Origin of the sequence: uncultured Dysosmobacter sp. (assembly GCF_947631635.1) — a bacterium.
Classification (GTDB): Bacteria; Bacillota; Clostridia; order Oscillospirales; family Oscillospiraceae; genus Oscillibacter.
In genome coordinates, this window is the sequence record NZ_CANRMB010000001.1 from 71,690 (window position 1) to 86,409 (window position 14,720).

General features: G+C 52.9%; 13 protein-coding genes. 7 read left to right on the forward strand and 6 right to left on the reverse strand.

Annotated elements, in window-relative coordinates:
- Positions 1–9 precede the first annotated feature (9 nt).
- Positions 10–507, forward strand: a complete 498-nt coding sequence (locus Q0Z71_RS00305; protein ID WP_298016510.1) for a TRAP transporter small permease — start codon at positions 10–12, stop codon at positions 505–507.
- A 68-nt stretch (positions 508–575) separates the two neighbouring features.
- On the opposite strand, the gene Q0Z71_RS00310 is transcribed toward Q0Z71_RS00305, so the two are convergent.
- A complete protein-coding gene (locus Q0Z71_RS00310) occupies positions 576–1,652 on the reverse strand; it encodes a LacI family DNA-binding transcriptional regulator (protein WP_298016513.1) in 1,077 nt (358 codons plus the stop codon).
- A gap of 241 nt (positions 1,653–1,893) precedes the next feature.
- Between Q0Z71_RS00310 and Q0Z71_RS00315 the strand changes: the two genes are divergently transcribed.
- The 6 genes from Q0Z71_RS00315 (at position 1,894) to Q0Z71_RS17045 (ending at position 8,377) form a co-directional block, all read left to right on the forward strand.
- Positions 1,894–2,871 carry a thiamine pyrophosphate-dependent dehydrogenase E1 component subunit alpha gene (locus Q0Z71_RS00315; RefSeq protein WP_298016516.1) on the forward strand — a complete coding sequence of 326 codons (978 nt, stop codon included), beginning with the start codon at positions 1,894–1,896 and terminating at the stop codon, positions 2,869–2,871.
- A 5-nt stretch (positions 2,872–2,876) separates the two neighbouring features.
- A complete protein-coding gene (locus Q0Z71_RS00320; protein WP_298016519.1) occupies positions 2,877–3,953 on the forward strand; it encodes an alpha-ketoacid dehydrogenase subunit beta in 1,077 nt (358 codons plus the stop codon).
- A 35-nt stretch (positions 3,954–3,988) separates the two neighbouring features.
- Positions 3,989–5,593 carry a 2-oxo acid dehydrogenase subunit E2 gene (locus tag Q0Z71_RS00325; RefSeq protein WP_298016522.1) on the forward strand — a complete coding sequence of 535 codons (1,605 nt, stop codon included), beginning with the start codon at positions 3,989–3,991 and terminating at the stop codon, positions 5,591–5,593.
- Between the two features lie 11 nt (positions 5,594–5,604).
- Entirely contained in the window at positions 5,605–6,972 is a 1,368-nt protein-coding gene (lpdA, locus tag Q0Z71_RS00330; protein WP_298016525.1) for a dihydrolipoyl dehydrogenase, read from the forward strand.
- A gap of 20 nt (positions 6,973–6,992) precedes the next feature.
- A complete protein-coding gene (locus Q0Z71_RS00335) occupies positions 6,993–7,733 on the forward strand; it encodes an SDR family NAD(P)-dependent oxidoreductase (RefSeq protein WP_298016528.1) in 741 nt (246 codons plus the stop codon).
- Positions 7,734–8,236: 503 nt separating this feature from the next.
- Entirely contained in the window at positions 8,237–8,377 is a 141-nt protein-coding gene (locus Q0Z71_RS17045) for a transposase (protein ID WP_363316663.1), read from the forward strand.
- A 544-nt stretch (positions 8,378–8,921) separates the two neighbouring features.
- Here the strand turns inward: Q0Z71_RS17045 and Q0Z71_RS00340 are convergent.
- The 5 genes from Q0Z71_RS00340 to Q0Z71_RS00360 all read right to left on the reverse strand — a co-directional run bounded on the left by Q0Z71_RS00340 (position 8,922) and on the right by Q0Z71_RS00360 (position 14,718).
- Entirely contained in the window at positions 8,922–9,137 is a 216-nt protein-coding gene (locus tag Q0Z71_RS00340) for a hypothetical protein (RefSeq protein WP_298016531.1), read from the reverse strand.
- Between the two features lie 451 nt (positions 9,138–9,588).
- Entirely contained in the window at positions 9,589–10,485 is an 897-nt protein-coding gene (locus tag Q0Z71_RS00345) for a DMT family transporter (protein ID WP_298016533.1), read from the reverse strand.
- A 216-nt stretch (positions 10,486–10,701) separates the two neighbouring features.
- On the reverse strand, positions 10,702–11,880 hold the full coding sequence (locus Q0Z71_RS00350; protein WP_298016536.1) for a Na+/H+ antiporter NhaC family protein: 1,179 nt from the start codon (positions 11,878–11,880) through the stop codon (positions 10,702–10,704).
- Between the two features lie 84 nt (positions 11,881–11,964).
- Entirely contained in the window at positions 11,965–13,143 is a 1,179-nt protein-coding gene (locus tag Q0Z71_RS00355; protein WP_298016540.1) for a M20 family metallopeptidase, read from the reverse strand.
- Between the two features lie 48 nt (positions 13,144–13,191).
- On the reverse strand, positions 13,192–14,718 hold the full coding sequence (locus Q0Z71_RS00360) for an AbgT family transporter (RefSeq protein WP_298016543.1): 1,527 nt from the start codon (positions 14,716–14,718) through the stop codon (positions 13,192–13,194).
- Positions 14,719–14,720: the final 2 nt, after the last annotated feature.

The following is a 14,720-nucleotide window of genomic DNA, read 5'->3' on the forward strand; positions in this document are numbered from 1 at the left end:
TGAATGCTCATGAATCGTTTCTTTCAGAAAATAGAAAGCGGGCTGAATGGCCTTCTGGGGCTGATGGGGCTCGCAGGCATTGCGGTGATGACCATTGGCGTTTTTACCCGTTATGTTCTGGTGATTCCACTGAACTGGTCGGACGAGTTCTTGAGAACGATGTTTGTCTGGTCGTACTTCATCGGTGCTGCCATGATGGTGTCGTCCGGAGGATTAATGCGTCTGGAACTGCTGGATGACTATCTGAGCGGCCATGGATACCACACCGCAAAAAAGGCCATCGGGATCTTCGTGGAGCTTTGTATGGTCGGTTTCTTCTCGTTCATGTCCTACTATGTTTTCCAGTTGATATTCTCATATATTCAAAAAGGAACGACCTCATCCACCAGTAACGTGCCCGCTTGGGTGCTGATTCTGGGGATGGCAATCGGCTTTGTTTTGATCGTGATCCTGTCAATCCGAAATATCATCCGTTACCTGTGCAAGGGCGACAAGACTGCCGGATAATAAGAGCAGCTCCAAAACAGCCAAGGGCTGCCAGAATTTTCTGGCAGCCCTTACTTATCGATAGTGAATCATTTACTTCTGGGGGCTATGGTGGACTTCCGGACGATGAGCCGGGGCTGGCACTCCGCCTTGAAGCGCATGTTGGACACCAGAGAGTTGGGCGCCCGGATGTTCAGACGATGTAACAGCACATCCATGGCCGACTGGGCCAGCATATCCGCGTGGGGGTCCACAGTGGTCAGGGAGATACGTTCCAGGCCGGTGTAAAACAGATTGTCGAAGCCGATGATGGAATAGTCCTCCGGGATACGGTAGCCTTTTTCGAGTAAAGCGTCCATGGCACCGATGGCTACCATATCATTGGTGGCGATGATGGCAGTGGCACCGCATTTGACAATGTGCGGATCCTGCGCCAGATGATAACCAACGGTGTAATCGAAGTTGTTCTCAATGGCCATTTCCCCTTCAGGGGTGTCAATGAAGTCTGAGATGATGTGCAGTGTGCAGTGTTCGCTGGTGTGGATCAGATTCTCCACACCTTTGACCCGGGACAGTCGGGCAATATTCCGGTCCATGGGCGTTGTCAGCATGACGATGTTCCGGTGGCCCAGGGAGATCAGGTGCTCTGCGGCGATGCAGCCGGAGCGGAAGTTGTTCAACTCTACCTGGTCTGCCTTGGAATTCGGCATATTGTCGCAGATGGTGATGATGGGGATATGCTCCAACGCGTGCTCCAGTGCCTGTGGATTGTCCGGCGGGAAAAGGTAAATGACTGCCAAAAAATTCATCTCCAGCGCCATATCCAGATAATCCTTTTCAAGCTCCGGCAGGTGATATGTATCACCGCAGACCACATGAAGCCCGTTTTTGTGGGCTTCATGCTCGATGCTTTGCAGGATGCAGGGGTAGTACGGATTGGTCAGGCGGGTAGCCAGGACCAGGATGCGCTTAGAGGCCAGGACATTTGCTTTGGATTGTCGCTGCTGTGGTGTGTAGCCTAGCTCCTCCGCTGCGGCAAAGACCTTGTTTACGGTTGCCTTTGGGAAAGAGGATGCCTTGCTTCGCCCCAGGATATTGGAAACGGTGGATTGCGAGACCCCTGCGGCTTTGGCAATATCTGTCATAGTCACTTTTTTGGGGGACAAATGAATCACCTCTGCTGTTATATAATAAATTCATTATAAAAAAATTACGAATAAATGTAAAGAGGACAGAGAAAAAATTCTAAAAACTTTTTTGTAAAAAGGGAGAAAAAACGCTTAGATATCTTGACAAAATTATATTATAAATTATAATAATAAAATATTAGGAATAAATTACTAATTAAAATAACAAAACTTTAAGATGTCCCCAAAACTTTGAATGGATAGAAGGAGTAGAACGGTCATGAGCAATTTTCCTTCCAATGAAAAGGCTCTGGGCATGTACAAGAAGATGTACCAGATCCGCAAATATGAGGAGAGCATCTACTATCTCTTCTTAGAGGGCATCATGCCCGGGACGATTCACCAGAGCACCGGTGAGGAGGCCAGCGCAGTGGGGATGCTGTACGATCTGCGTAAGGATGATTGGATGGCTTCCACCCATCGTCCCGCCGGTCATGATATCGCCAAGGGCATCAGTGTCAAGGCCATGATGTGCGAGATGTTCGGTAAGGCTGAGGGCTGCTGCGGCGGCAAGGGCGGCGCTATGCACACCGGTGACATCAGTGTGGGCGTGATTCCGGCCAACGCCATCGTGGGCGGCAACCTGCCGATTGCCGCAGGTGTGGGGCTGGCTTTCAAAATGCAGAAAAAGGACAATGTGGTAGTGTGCTTTTTCGGCGACGGTGCATCTAATGAGGGTTCCTATCACGAAACCATGAACGCCGCAGGCATCTGGAAACTTCCGGTGGTCTATGTGTGCGAGAATAATATGTATTCTGCCAACACCTCCATTTCTCTTACCTGCTGCCAGAAGAACGTAGCAGCGGATCGTGCCGCCGTGTATGGTATCCCCAGCGAGGTTGTGGATGGCAATGATGTGCTGGCTGTCAATGAAGCGGCCGCCCGTGCCATTGCCCGTGCCCGCGCCGGAGAAGGCCCCACCATCATCGAGGTCAAGACCTACCGCCACGGCGGCCACTCCCGGAATGATGCCTGCGGTTACCGTCCCAAGGACGAGGAGAAGCTATGGATTCAGGGCAGGGATCCTGTGAAAAATTTCCGCAAGGTGATCCTGGAGCACAACGTTATCTCCGAGGAGGAGCTGGAGAAGGTAGAAGCCGGTATTGAGCAGGAGATCGAGGAGGCGGTGGAATACGCCAAGAACGCCCTGCTGCCGTCTTATGAATCCGCTTTGAAAAACGTTTATTGGGAGGGCTGAAAATAATGGCTATTATGTCGATCGCGGATGCGTACAAGAGCGCCATCCGGGAGGAGATGCGCAGAGATCCCTCCGTATACTGCATCGGCGAGGACGAGGATATCCCCGGCGGCATGGGCGGTGCCTTCACCGTGACCAAGGGCCTGGGTGACGAGTTCGGCGCCAATGTGCGGGTTGCCCTGGAGAGCGGCGGCTTTGCGTTTAAAGGCACAGAAAATATCGGGGATGACCGGGTCATCAACACTCCCATTTCCGAGATTCTGATCTCCGGTGTGTGTGTAGGCTCCGCCATGGCCGGTATGCGGCCGGTGGCGGATTTGCAGTACGGCGACTTCCTGTTCTGCATGATGGACCAGCTGGTGAACCAGGCAGCCAAGATGTGCTATATGTCTGACGGCAAGGTTCACGTGCCCATGGTCATGCGCGCCCCCTGCGGCGCCACCAACCGGGGTGCCCAGCACGCTCAGAGCTTGGAGAGCTATTTCATCCATGTCCCCGGCCTGAAGGTCATCTGCCCCTCTACCCCCTATGATGCCAAGGGGATGATGAAGCAGGCCATTCGGGATGAGAACCCGGTGCTGGTCTTTGAGCACAAGCTGCTCTACGGCGGCAAGCGGAAAGAGGCCGGTCAGCTCAGTGCCACCGGTGAGGTCCCGGAGGAGGATTACACCATTCCCTTCGGCCAGGCGGCAATCCGCCGGGAAGGCAAGGATATCACCATCGTGGCCAATATGCTCATGTGGTACAAGGCCATGCAGGCCGCTGAGGAATTGGAAAAGGAGAACATCAGCTGTGAGATCATCGATCCCCGCACTCTGGTCCCCTTCGACTATGATACTGTGACCAAGTCTCTGAAAAAAACCGGTAAGCTGATGATTGTCCATGAGGACACTTATACCGGCGGCTGGGGTGCGCAGCTGGCATCCTGGGTGGCGGAGAATGCCATCACGCTGTTGGATGCGCCGGTGGTCCGGGTGGCAACTCCCGACACCCCGATCCCCTTCTGCCCCACGCTGGAAAGCTATGTGATCCCCTCCCAGCAGCGGATCGCCGAGGCCGCCCGGAAGCTGGCCAAGCTGTAATGCGGCCCGTCGGGTCAGAAAGGGAGGAAAAACGCATGATCCAGGAAATCAAAATGCCCGCTGCCGGTCAGACTACTGATGAAGCCACCATCGTAAAAGTGAATGTAAAAGTAGGAGATACCGTGAAGCGGGGCGATGAACTGTTGGAGGCAGAGACTGATAAGGCCATTCTGCCGGTGGAAAGCTTTGCTGCCGGTGAGGTGCTGGCTGTTTTGGTCCAGGAGGGCGATGAAGTCACTGCCGGGACCGTTCTGGTTGCCATCGGCCGGCACGGCGAGCAGTACCAGGGCAGCAGCGCCCCTGCGGCGGCAGAGTCGGCTGCTCCGCCTGCCCATACGCCTGTTCCGGCCCAACTTGCGGGCGGGGCCAGCGTAGGCCAGGAGATCAGAATGCCTTCAGCCGGTCAGACCACCGATGAAGCCACCATTGTAAAGGTAAATGTAAAAGTGGGAGATCTCGTCAAGCGGGGCGATGAACTGCTGGAGGTGGAGACCGACAAGGCTATCCTGCCGGTAGAGAGCTTCCTCGCCGGTCAGGTGTTCGATGTGCTGGTGTCCGAGGGAGATATCGTCACTGCCGGATCTGTGCTGGCTGTCATCGGCAAAGCCGCTGATGCTGCATCCTATCATCGGGGAGGTGCAGCAGGAGTATCTGCTGCTGCAGTTTCCGCACCAGCAGAAGCTCCTGCTGTAGAACAGGAGGAGTATCTGCCCATTATCAAGGGCCAGAGTGCGCTCCCTGCGGCATCCGCTGAGGCTCCTGTGACTTCTGCTGCCCCAGCTGCACATCTGAATTTGCCTGCCATGCCCAACGCCAAGATGGTGGCCAGGGAACTGGGGGTAGACATTACCACGGTTTCGGCTTCCAACGGCGTATTTGTGAAGCGCTGTGACGTGGAGTTAGCGGCCCAGACTCCCAGGGCTGTGCCTGCCCCTGCCGAAACAGTAAGTCCTGCAGAAGCGGAGTATGAAGTCATGCCCATGACCCGCATCCGGGCGGTCATCGGCCGTCGAATGCAGGAATCCATGCAGAACATTCCTGCCTGGCAGTGTACGGTCAGCGTAGATATGACTGCCTGTATGGCTCTGCGGGATACATACAAGGCAAAGCGGGAGGTCAAGATCTCCTACAACGATATCATGGCTAAGGCCATTGCTGTGGCTTCTTGGAAGTTCCCCCTGGTTCGGGCTCGGTACGAGGAGGACGAGGTTCGAATCTACAGGCATGCCAATGTGGGGCTGGCTGTTGGCCTGGATGGCGCTTTGGTGGTGCCTGTAGTGAAGGGGGTTGATGGCAGGAGCCTGGAGGAGATCGCCGCTGCCTACAAGGATGTGATTCAGAAGGCACGGAACAACCATCTGACTCCCAGCGAGATGGGCTGTGGCAGCATTACCATTTCCAATCTGGGGATGTACGATGTAGATCGCTTCATCGCTATTGTCAATCCGCCGGAGAGCTGCATTCTGGCTGTGGGGAGGATCGAGATTTTGCCTGTGTGGAACGGTACCGCTTTCCAGCCAGTACCGAAGATGACCATCACCGGCTCCTTCGACCACCGTATCATTGACGGCGTTTATGGCGCTCAGTTCCTGCAGGAACTGAAAATCCTGATGGAGAATCCGTCGCTGCTGCTGGGATAAGGAGGAACATGATGGAACGGTTTGATGTGTTGATCATCGGCGGCGGCCCGGGGGGCTATTCTCTGGGCATCGCCGCAGCCAAGCAGGGAATGAAGGCGGCTCTGTTTGAAAAGGAGCATCTGGGCGGCACCTGCCTGAATGTGGGCTGTATTCCCACCAAGTATCTGGTGGATAAAGCACTGGCTATAGAAAAGGTGCGGGCTCTGGTAAAGAAAGATATTTTCCGGGATGCCGGAACCTTCAGCTTCAAAAAAATCCAGGCAGGAAAATCAGAGGTCACCAGCAAGCTGGTGGACGGTGTTCGATTTTTGCTGCAAAAGCACGGCGTAGAGATCGTCACCGGCGAGGCTGTACTGAAAAAGGACCGTGTGGTTGCCTGTGGCGGCAAAGAGTACCAGGGGAAATACGTGGTCATCGCCACCGGGTCCCAGTCCATGATGATCCCCATTCCCGGCCATGAACTGTGCATCGACTCAACAGGGGCGCTGAATCTCCAGACTCTGCCGCAGTCCATGGTGGTCATGGGTGGAGGTGTCATCGGACTGGAACTGGCCTGCGCCTTCGCAGCCTACGGCACCGAGGTCACCGTTGTGGAGTTGATGCCGGAGCTGATGCCCAGGGAACAGCGGGAGGCTGTCCGCATCGTGCGCAAGGATTTGGAACGGCAGGGCATCCGTCTGCTGACCGACGCGAAAATGCTGCGGGTGGAAAGAACTGCTTCCAGTTTGAAAGCGGTCTATGTACAGAATGGAAAAGAGAGCTCCGTAGACGCGGAGCAGGTTCTGATGGCCGCAGGCCGCAAGCCCAACCTGAGCGGCATTGACGCCGGGGCCCTTGGCCTCGCTATGAACGGCAAGTTTATCGCTGTGGACAACCACCAGCGGACAAATCTGGAGGGTGTATACGCCATCGGCGATGTGGTGGGCGGCTATCAACTAGCCCACGCCGCCTATGCTGAGGGAGAAGCTGCCCTGTCGGATATGCAGGGCAAGGATGAGCCTTACGGTACCGTTCCAGTGCCGGTGTGCACTTATACCATTCCCTGCTTTGCCTCTGTGGGGCTGACCACAGAAGCCGCGAAGGAAGCGGGCTTTGAACCCTGTCTGGGCAGCTTTGATTACAGTGCCAACGGCATGGCCCTGGCGGAAGGAGCCTCTGGCAGTGTATACGTGGTGATGGACAAGGCGTCTAAAACCACGCTTGGCGTGACCATCGTAGGTGAGAATGCTTCCGAGATGATTGCGTTTGCCGCTGACGCCGTCAGGGATAAGCTGACGCTGGAGCAGTGGCAGCGGATGATTGTGGCGCACCCGTCTTTGTGCGAAATGGTGCGGGAGGCCGCCTTGGATGCTTTCGGCATCTCGGTCCATAAAGGGTAAAACAGGAAGGAGCGTTTTACATGCTATTGACGGATAAGACAGCGTTGATCACTGGTGGCGGCCGGGGGATCGGTGAAGCCAGTGCCCGGCGTCTGGTGGAATACGGCGCTAAGGTTATTCTGGCGGATGTGAATCTGGAGGCGGCTCAGGGCGTGGCGGATGACATCAACGCTCACGGCGGCGAAGCCCGCGCACTGGAATTTAACGTTGCGGAATTTCAAGCCATTCCGGATAAGGTCGCTGAAGCAAAGGCCATATTCGGCCGCATCGACATTCTGGTGAACGTGGCAGGCATCACTGGCTCTACGCCCATTGAGGAGATCACATTGGAAAGTTGGGACCGGATGATGGATATCGATCTCAAGTCCATGTTCTTTGTGACTCAGGCGGTATTTGCCATTATGAAGGAGCAGGGCTACGGTAAGCTGGTCCATATGTCCTCCCTGGCGGCGCTCCGGGGTGGTCGGAGCTCTGATGCTTCCTATGCCTGTGCCAAGGCCGGCATTCTGAACCTCAGCAAATGCTTTGCCCTGCAGGGGGCACCGTATCACATCACATCCAATGCCGTTTGCCCCGGCAACATTCTAACGCCTATGGGTAAGACGCTCTCCTGGTCAAAGGTGGATCCTAAGACCTACATTCCCATGGGGCGGTACGGAACGGCAGAGGATATTGCCAATGCGGTCCTATTCTATGCGAGTGATCTTTCCGACTACGTCACTGGTGACTTTATGAATGTCAACGGCGGTCTGTATATGTGAGTTTTTCCCGTAACGGATGCAATAGTTTATAATCGAGCTTGCAAAAGTGGAAAGGTCATAGAAGAGCCGTTAGGGTTCCTGTACGATGAATGGGGGCTAGACATTCAAGAAGTAAAGGAGAGTCCCTAATGCCTCGAAAAGGGAATCACACAAATCTGACAGAGTTGCTGCTGGAATGTATGGCACAGCTGGACCCCATGCTTAGCATGCCAGAGTAGCTGTGCGTACCACTGCTGGAGACAGAAGTCAGCCGACAGCTGGGGCGGAAAAGAGGGAGCGTACAAATAGCCGCAGTGGGTATCGCTGCGGCTACCGACCGAGGCGGTTGGACACGAGAATGGACACAATATATCTCATGGCGTCAAGGTACAGCGGGGCAGGCACATTTCTTCCTTTGCCATCAAGCGCAAGCGCAGCGAGACCGCGTTGATCCAGGTTGTTCAAGAGGCCTTTGTGCAGGGCAGTTTCGCCCGTAAAATGGAGAAGTTGCCAAAAGTCTGGGCATTGAGAATCTGTTCCGCAGCCAAGTCAGCGAGATGGCAAAAGGCCTCAACAAGCAAGTAAGCGCTTTCTGCAATCGATTCCTTTCTGAAAGCCATTATTCTGTACTATGGGTAGACGCATTATATGAAAAATGCGCGTAGGCGGTAGGCTCATCAGCATGGTGGGCTTATCGGCTTGCGGTGTGGACGAGCAGGAACGACGTAATATTTTGGCGTAGAACTGATGGCAGAGACTCGTATCTGCTGCTGTTTCGAGGACTTCAGGAAAGTGGTTTGTCCACTCCTGAATTGGGTGTTTCCAACGCCCATGCTGGCCTAGCCGCAGCCATCCACAAAAGGGTACTCGGCGCCCCATCGAGGTGGGGATTCTTCCCTGCCCCGATGCCTACACCAGACAGGTGGCTACTTGCCTCATAAAATACGCTGAGGACCGATTTGCCTTCGGATCCTACCTTAGCAAGCAGTCTATACAAACTCTACTGCAGCAGGCAGCTTAATTTTATTTTGCCGGAGCTCTTTTTACGAGCTTTCCTTGATGCAAAAGCAAAAATTTGAAGAAAATTATTTGAACAGAAAATGAAGAAAAGTTCCTGATTTCGTTAGAAATCAGGAACTTTTTGACGGAGAATCCGGGGCGAAAACCAGTGACCTCCTGCGTGTGAAGATACGTCGGGATGTCAAAGACTTAATACTCATTGGTTTCCAGCACTTTTGCCCCCACTTTTTGAAAGCCAAAGGAACCACATTGTCCACTGTGTCCACCCGCTGATTTACTGATATTGGTCAGTGTATTGGTCAAAGGTCCCGGCTCCGCTGAATTGGGCAAAGCAGGGGCTTTTCTCAGACATAAATCCTCTTTGCCGTGATAGTAGTTTGAAACGGGGCAAATGTCAAGCACCATGTTCGGACTCTGGTAGCTTGTCCTGCACCACCCCTACTTCATCAGATGGTGGGGAAATATATCAACAAAACGAACTATAAAAAGGAAAGACCATTGCGGTTACAGAGTTTTATAGTCACGGAAGCAGGATTCGAACCTGTGCTCCCCCTATACGTCAGCGGAAATTTCAAACTTTTTCACTCGTTTGCAGATGTTTTTGGCTGTTTCTGCTAATATTTCCCCTTTTTAAAGCTCTTGAACGGCGGATTTTCCATGTGCGTCAGGGAAGCCTGTGGTGAATCGTGTGGTCAGGGTGTCAGTTCTACCTCCTGAAGAGAAATCGAGGTGCAAAATTGATTCGCAATAGTCAACGAATATCGTTTCCTTAAATTGTTTGCACCGGCATCTGACGTTATATCGTCCGCATGATAAAAGTTCGTGTTTTTCAAATCTCTGCTTTTTTATCGTTGCATCAAAACCGGGAGCGATGGTCTGCAAAATAACTGAACAGAGTATCGCCCAATTCCTCCATGAAAATACCGCACATGATCAGCACAATTCCCATCAGCATTCTCAACGTAACCTGGTCGTGCAGCAGCACCATGGACAGCAGTGCGCAGAAAATACTCTCACTGGCGAGGATCAGCGTGCACTTGATAGGCCCTACATACTTGATGGCATAATTCTTTAAGACAAAGCAGACCAGTGTGGGGCCAATAGCCAGATATAAAATGGCGCCCACCGTCTTTATCTCATAGTGTCCACAGCGCCCCTGGACCAGCGTCATCACGCCGGTATATATCGTAATAACCAGCAGTTGGATAAAGGTGATCTGGATACGTGAATGATCTCCTCCCAGCTTCACGATCGCGATGCTGTTCAGCGCATACATCAGTGCCGAGAACAGGATCAGGGAATCCCCCGGCGTCAAGGATAGTCCCTCCCCGGTGAGGCTCAAAAATCCAACGCCTGCCATGGTCAATAGTGCTGCGAAAATGGTACGTGGCCGCAGTCGGGTATGGAAAAACAAAACGCACAGCACGGGCATCATCACAATATTTGTGGAGCTGAGAAATGCCACCTTTGTGGTTTCCGTAACGGCGATCCCATATAGCTCAAAGGTGTATCCCAGGGAGGAGAGAATTCCCAATACTGCACCCGCCAGAAGCGCTCCACGTTCCATGTTCTGCAGCTGCTTCCAGAAAATGAGGGCAAGACAAAACGTACCGATAGCGGAACGGTAAAATATGGTTTCAAATTGCAGTATTCCCGCATTTAAGCAGATTTTGGATCCCACAAAGCTGCTGCCCCACAGAAAGGCTGCAATGAGAAGCATCCATGACGCACGCTTTTCTTCTGAAAGAGCCATCTATCTATTTTCTCCTTCATCACTCAAGTTTTGGAAATATAGGCTGCTGCAAACACCTTACCATGGAAGCGTGCGGAAGTCTATACCAAATAAGCAGCTCCGACAAAGCGGTCGTACTGATTTGCCAACATTTTGAGGAGGAGACAGCGCCCGCTGTCCCCTCCTCTTTCAATTTCGCTTTACATATGTTGTGCTGCAAAAGGCGGAGACTGTATATTATTCCGCAATGGCTTCATCCAGTTCAGGATAAAACTCTCTGCCTTCCTTTTCTTCCTTGGTCTGCAGCAGATTAAACTGGATAGTAATCACGGTGAACACAAACAGGAAGAACAGATAATAACCGCGGGTCATCAACTGCAGCGGCGTAACGGTGCTCATTGTGGTGACCACCAGGAACGCGGAGCTCAGAGGAGAAAAGCCCGGCACAATGACGCCGAAGATATCCATCAGGGATGCCAGCCGCTCAGGTGCGACTTTGAACTTCTTCGCAATGGGTTTGCACAGAGGTGTGCTGATGATGATGGCGATGGTGTTGTTGCCGATGAAGAAATCGATGACAGAGACAATGGCGGCGATGGCGTACTGCGCGCCCCTGCGGCTCTTGATGTTTGTGAAGAGGCCCGTCAGCCATTCCATGCCGCCCATGTCGGCGGCCATGCCGCTGAGGCCCTTCATAAAGAGAGCCATGAGCACCAGGGACAGCATCCCGCTGACGCCGCTGGTCGCGGAGGCCGACAGGCTCACCAGGCCCATGGAGCCCGTAGCCATGCCGATGATGGCGGAGAGGACGGTGCCGGTCAGCAAAACATAGATGACGTTCATGCCGGAGATCGCGCAGACCAGGACCACCAGATAGGGGATGACCTTGATGAGCTCGAATTCGTATGTACCGCCGAGCTCGGCCCCTCCGCCGATGATGCAGTAGATAATGGTGGTGACGATGGCGGCAGGCAGGGCGATCTTGAAGTTCATGCGGAATTTATCCTTCATCTCGCAGCCCGCGCCACGGGTGGCGGCAATGGTAGTATCGGAGATCACGGACAAGTTGTCGCCGAACATACTGCCGCCGATGACTGCGGACATGGTGATGGCGGGATCCAGTCCGGCGGCCTCAATAAAGCCCAGGGCAATGGGGGCGATTGCGGAAATGGTGCCCAGGCAGGTACCCATGGACGTAGAAATGAACACGCAGATCAGAAATAATCCGGCGGTGATGAAGCGGGCCGGGATAAAGGATAGGGCCAGATTCACCGTAGAATCAACTGCACCCATGCCCTTGGTGACACCGGAGAACATGCCGGCCAAGACGAAAATCAGGCACATCAGCATGATGCCGGGGTTGGCGCAGTGGCCGGAAAAGGCATCCACCGCTTTGCTGATGCCGCGCTTGCTCATGCAATACGGGAAACGATGGATTTGTAAAGAACAGCGGCCAGGATATTTCAAATCAAATAATCATTCCAGCTTCAAAAACTTCGCTCAAAGGCTCAGTCCTTCCCTTAAGTAATCAATTGCGATTTGGGCGAGAAGGCCGGCATTCTGCGGCAAAGAGCGCTCATCCGCCCGGAACCGGGGATTATGAGCCGGATAAGGTGAACCGCAGCCAGCCCAGATGAAAACACCCGGTACGCCAGACTCATTGGCGTACCACCCAAAGTCCTCCGAACCCAGTCGGGATATTTTCCCCTTGATACAGTGGAGGCCTAATTTTTCAGCGCTGGTCTCAGCCAATTTAACCGCGGTTTCATCGTTGATGACAATCGGGAAATCGGAATTGAAGCCGCTGAGAGAATAGGAGACACCCTGCATTTTGCAGACACCGTCAATGATATCGGTAATCTTGCTGCGGATTTGCTGCCGGATTTCTTTGGACACGGTTCGGATGCAGCCGCCTAACACGCAGGTATCGGGGATAACATTTTCAACGCTGCCCGCCTGGATCTTTGTAATTTGGATCAACGCAATGTCAGTTGGAGATAATTTGCATCGGAAGCTCTGAATCATCTGACAGATTGCGAGCGCGGCGTCAATCGGATTGTTTACCTTGTGAGGCTCGGAACCATGTCCGCCCTTTCCGTGGAGCGTTGCGGTAAAGCGGTCGCCGAACGCGCTGGCGGGTCCCTCCAGAAATGTAATCTGCCCCAACGGATTTGCGGCATCCACGTGGATTCCGACAGAAATATCTACCTTGGGGTTTTCCAAAATTCCTGCCTCGACCAATTTGGATGCGCCGTGATGCGGCACCTCTTCCGCAGGCTGGAAACACAGTTTTACATTTCCGCACAACTCTTCCCGCAAGTCATAGAGGATGCGGGCGGCGCCCAGTAGTCCTGCGGTGTGAATGTCATGTCCGCAGGCGTGCATCACGCCGGGAACCTGGGAAGAATAGGGACAGCCGGATTCCTCTGTAATCGGCAGGGCGTCAATATCCGCCCGCAGAAGAATGGTTTTTCCCGGCTTCCCACCCTGAATTATCGCTGATACGCCATACTCCGGGTAATCCGTGCACGGGGTTAAGCCAATTTCACGCAAGGCATTGGCAATATACTCTGTGGTCTCTTTCTCCTGGCAGCTAAGCTCCGGATGCTGGTGCAGGTGATGGAAATCCCGAAGCATAGCTTCCGAATACTTTTCCGCAAGTGTTTTGATACTCATCATCGTTCCTTTCTGCGCCGAATATGAAGGCGGCACATATGTATGCTCAAATTACACATTGAAGTAAAAACCGGGACCATAGGGAATACCCAGCAGGGACCACACAACAAACCAAAGCATAAACAGAACGCCTCCTCCTAAGGTCAACGGCGCCAGTTCCTTAAAGAGCTTGCCCATTGTAAACTTCTTGTCAAATTTTGCACAGTAGGTCAATGCGACAATCACACAGGGCGCCAGGGGCGTCATGGCGTTTGTCATTCCATCGGCAATCCGGTAGGCGGAGTGAATCGCGGCGGGACCGATTCCATTCATCATAAGCATCGGTACAAAAATCATGGAAAACAGTGCCCATTTAGCGGTGGCGCTGTTGAAAAACACATTGATTAGAGCGGTAAAGAGCATAAGCACAATCAGCATGACAATCGTCGGCAGCCCAGTACTGGCAAGCCATTCGCCGCCCTTGATTGCAAGCACACTCGCCAATTGGCTGTCGGTGAACACCTTGACAAACATGGAAGCCGCAAACGAAATGACAAAGAACGGGCCTAAATCCGCGATTCCCTGCGCCATCATTTTGGATGCGTCATTAAAGGTTTTAATGGTTCCCACCGTTTTTCCGTAGGCAAAGCCGGTGACAAAGAACAGCATACTGATCAGAGCGGCAACAGCCTTAAAGAAATAGGACTGGCTGAAGGGCTTTTCCGCGGTAGCGCCAAGAGGCATTCTCGGCAGCGCGAGGACGACTACAATCACCACGAAAACGAGCAGTGCAATACAGGCGTTTTTGATGCCTTTTCGCTCATTGTCTGTCAAAAAGGCTCCTTCATTTTCGCCAATTTCAAAGGCGCTTGTATCGGTGGCGATTCCCTGGCGGTTAAGTCTCGGCTCGACAACCTTGATGCAAAGAACCGTCAAAATGGCGGCGACAAAGAATACCGAGATAGCCAGGAAATACCAGTTCATCAGCGCGTTGGCAGTAAAGCTGGGATCCAAAACCTGAGCCGCCTTTTCCGTAAAGCCAATTAAAATCAGCTCGCCGGACGCGGTGATAAAGCATGTGCAAAAGCCCAAGGATGTGGAGGCAAGCGCCAGGAGAATACCTGCAATTGGATTTCTACCAACACCGTAAAACAAAAGTGCAGCCAGAATTGGAAAGATAAACATCGCAACATCGCCGGCCAGATTGCCATTACATCCAATAACTGCAATAATAAACGTGAGAATCCATTTTGATTTGATAGAGTCGCCTGCCAGCTTTAATGTGTTGCCTAAAAAACCGGAATGTGTGGCAACGCCAATACCCAGGGCGCAGATCGGCACCGTCAGCATAGGGGCGAAGTTAATAAACGTTCCTCCCATGTTGGCAATAAATGAGCCGATATAGTCAACGGACAGGAGATTGACAACAAATACTTCCTCTCCCGTTCCGGGGTTAGTTGCCCCGACTCCCATGCCGGCTAATACCGCAGACGCTAAAGCGACAATTGCCAAAAGCACAAAAAAGATGATAAACGGATCAGGAACGGACTTTGTAATTTTCTCAATGAGGCTGGTTTCAGTTTTTTCTTTTATTCTCATAA

Bases quoted from the DNA above. Each gene is read 5' to 3' on its own strand.
- lpdA (WP_298016525.1), top strand. From the start codon at position 5,605: ATGGAACGGTTTGATGTGTTGATCATCGGCGGCGGCCCGGGGGGCTAT.
- Q0Z71_RS00320 (WP_298016519.1), top strand. From the start codon at position 2,877: ATGGCTATTATGTCGATCGCGGATGCGTACAAGAGCGCCATCCGGGAG.
- Q0Z71_RS00350 (WP_298016536.1), bottom strand. From the start codon at position 11,880: ATGAGCAAGCGCGGCATCAGCAAAGCGGTGGATGCCTTTTCCGGCCAC.
- Q0Z71_RS00305 (WP_298016510.1), top strand. From the start codon at position 10: ATGAATCGTTTCTTTCAGAAAATAGAAAGCGGGCTGAATGGCCTTCTG.
- Q0Z71_RS00315 (WP_298016516.1), top strand. From the start codon at position 1,894: ATGAGCAATTTTCCTTCCAATGAAAAGGCTCTGGGCATGTACAAGAAG.
- Q0Z71_RS00325 (WP_298016522.1), top strand. From the start codon at position 3,989: ATGATCCAGGAAATCAAAATGCCCGCTGCCGGTCAGACTACTGATGAA.
- Q0Z71_RS00355 (WP_298016540.1), bottom strand. From the start codon at position 13,143: ATGATGAGTATCAAAACACTTGCGGAAAAGTATTCGGAAGCTATGCTT.
- Q0Z71_RS00340 (WP_298016531.1), bottom strand. From the start codon at position 9,137: ATGGTGCTTGACATTTGCCCCGTTTCAAACTACTATCACGGCAAAGAG.
- Q0Z71_RS00345 (WP_298016533.1), bottom strand. From the start codon at position 10,485: ATGGCTCTTTCAGAAGAAAAGCGTGCGTCATGGATGCTTCTCATTGCA.
- Q0Z71_RS00335 (WP_298016528.1), top strand. From the start codon at position 6,993: ATGCTATTGACGGATAAGACAGCGTTGATCACTGGTGGCGGCCGGGGG.
- Q0Z71_RS00360 (WP_298016543.1), bottom strand. From the start codon at position 14,718: ATGAGAATAAAAGAAAAAACTGAAACCAGCCTCATTGAGAAAATTACA.